Origin of the sequence: Pseudoalteromonas luteoviolacea DSM 6061 (assembly GCF_001625655.1) — a bacterium.
Taxonomy (GTDB): Bacteria; Pseudomonadota; Gammaproteobacteria; order Enterobacterales; family Alteromonadaceae; genus Pseudoalteromonas; species Pseudoalteromonas luteoviolacea.
The window spans coordinates 1-2165 of sequence record NZ_AUYB01000039.1; the positions used below are offsets into that span (position 1 = coordinate 1).

Below are 2165 nucleotides of genomic sequence, written 5' to 3' on the forward strand. Positions count from 1 at the left end.
ACCATATTTTGCCCGTTAACAGGGCGTTATACCCACATAGAGTCCGAGTAATGTCAGATAAAATACAGGCTAAGATAGAGAAGAGTTGGGATCGTCTAGATTCTGTCATCTCTCGAAAATACTCGGCTTCGTACATGAGTAATACTAAATGGGTAAAGCTCTTTAAGGCAGCTTGCCCCTTTTACCCTGAGATCCAGAAAATGGATTACAAACTTGTGTATTCTGATGGCATCAAATCAACTGGCATCGAAGAATATGAAGAGCATATTGATGACAAATGGTTTATCGAACCTGCAATATACAAAGAAATCGAATGGATTGAATTTCCATTTGAAGGAAATACTAAGCTAGTCGAATTCAGTGAGGTACTAAGCAGAATTGGCCAATTTAAAATGCATAATACTTCAACTGGCTTGCGAATAATTGGCTATGAAAAGATATAACAAGGCAATGCGGCGGACTGCTGCGTAGCTGCGCTGATTGCGGGGTTATGTTTTCTGGTGATTTATGGCAATTCCGAAAAAAGGTTCTCGTAAAATAGTGGTTGATTCAGTAGAGTACAGATGGACGATTCGAAGCAAGCCAACATATAGTCAAGGTGCTTTCGGTAACAATATGACCGCAGCAGAGTTGGCTGAAAAGTCTGGAGCGGTTTTATCTATAGCATTTCTTTGGGGACGTTGTGATAATTGGATTGGAAACCTAGAATTACCTGTAACACCAAAAGATATTTAAAATTGTATCAGGTCTGCCCTACAAAACGGTTGGCAACTTGAAAAGAAAGGTAGCGCCTTTAAATTTGTTCATGAAATTAAAACATATCAAAGTCGCAAACTCGGACACAAATCAGTTGGCTTTGTTCGTACCTCACAAAATTCTAGCCAACTATTTTTTAGCCGGTTACAACGGCGTCAGGTTCTCAAATGAGTTGGAAAGTTATTAACACAACAGAAGAGCTTCAAGCACTAGATAGAAAGGTGTGCTGGGAAGGTGGTGAAATATCGGAAGCTTATAGAGTTAGTAGTGCCCAAAGCTACTTCCCAGATGATATAAATCGGTCGGGCTATAATCTGCCTAACTTACACTTGCTAATAGATACGGGGTTAGGAATAGAAGAGTGGTTAGAGGTTGTATTGCTTGAAACTACCGCAAAGACAATTAGTAATTTTTCCGGTTATGTATCTCCATTAAAAATAGCCCAATTTGGGCATGATAGTGCCTCACAAGTAATCTATCGTTGGGTTAAAAGTAATGGTAGCCATAAGCCTAGGTGCTTTGTAGAAAATTGGGGCGCCTAACAAAGTGCTAAAATTGATGCCAAACACTCCGCGCCTTTTGTGTTTCGCTTCGCTCAGTATTATACAAAAGGTGCTCCGTGCCTGGCACGGTATAGCAAGGCGTTATGTTGTAAAACTATGAAATGTATTCGAGCAAAGATTTGTTTTCTCAAAGAGTCCGAAGGTGGAAGGGCATGTATGCCAGTTGGAGCTGGGTACTCTCCTCATATTGTCGTCTTAGGCACCGAAGATTATTTAGCTGTTCGTGTTTTAGAAGTGCCGAAGGATTCGCGGCAGGGGCAGGAATTTATCGGAACTATCGAGTTGATGTACTCTGAGGACGTTGACTATTCGGCATTCAGCAAGGATGCAGAATTTAAATTGTTGGAAGGTTCTCGCATTGTAGGATCTGGAAAAGTTGAAGCAGCAGAGTAGTGAGCAAGAAAATAACAAATAGATGTTCGCGACGCAAAACAGTCTGGCGGTTTTGGTTTAAAAGTTCTGTGTGTGCTGTGGCTGGGTCGTGGCGCACCAAATGCAAGTGTTAGATGCAATGAGTAGAATTCAAGAAAGCTTGTTTTATCGCTATCAACATGTTACTGGTCCAGGCTGTGTTCTTGTATCTATACAATTTACCGACACTGCTGTAAACGATATAAAAATAGTCAAGCTTTTAAGCAAAGATGAAGTAGGCAGCACAATTCAATTTGATTTAGATAATCATATTAATGAAATAAAAAAAGGCGTAGAAAAAGCGAATAAAGAGTTATCTGGCAGTTTAATTATAGGCGCTATTGAAGTTGTTCCTAGTGACTACCCTAGAAAGGCTCAGGCTGAGTTTGCTGCTTATAAAGTTGCTTGCCATGTAATTAAAAATGCACCTAACAA

At 40.1% G+C, this 2165-nt stretch carries 5 protein-coding genes; all 5 read left to right on the forward strand.

What is annotated here, in order from left to right; genetic code table 11:
• The coding region (locus tag N475_RS02235) for a DUF6678 family protein (protein ID WP_063364612.1) at positions 1–443 on the forward strand (443 nt) is incomplete at its 5' end.
• A 64-nt stretch (positions 444–507) separates the two neighbouring features.
• Positions 508–735, forward strand: a complete 228-nt coding sequence (locus N475_RS02240; protein ID WP_063355471.1) for a hypothetical protein — start codon at positions 508–510, stop codon at positions 733–735.
• A 188-nt stretch (positions 736–923) separates the two neighbouring features.
• Positions 924–1298 (forward strand): hypothetical protein, encoded by a 375-nt coding sequence (locus tag N475_RS02245; protein ID WP_063364613.1) that lies wholly within the window; start codon positions 924–926, stop codon positions 1296–1298.
• 177 nt (positions 1299–1475) lie between these two features.
• Positions 1476–1712, forward strand: coding sequence for a hypothetical protein (locus N475_RS02250; RefSeq protein ID WP_155730820.1), 237 nt, complete (start codon positions 1476–1478; stop codon positions 1710–1712).
• A 100-nt stretch (positions 1713–1812) separates the two neighbouring features.
• Positions 1813–2165: hypothetical protein (locus tag N475_RS02255; RefSeq protein WP_155732527.1), on the forward strand; the 353-nt coding region annotated here is incomplete at its 3' end.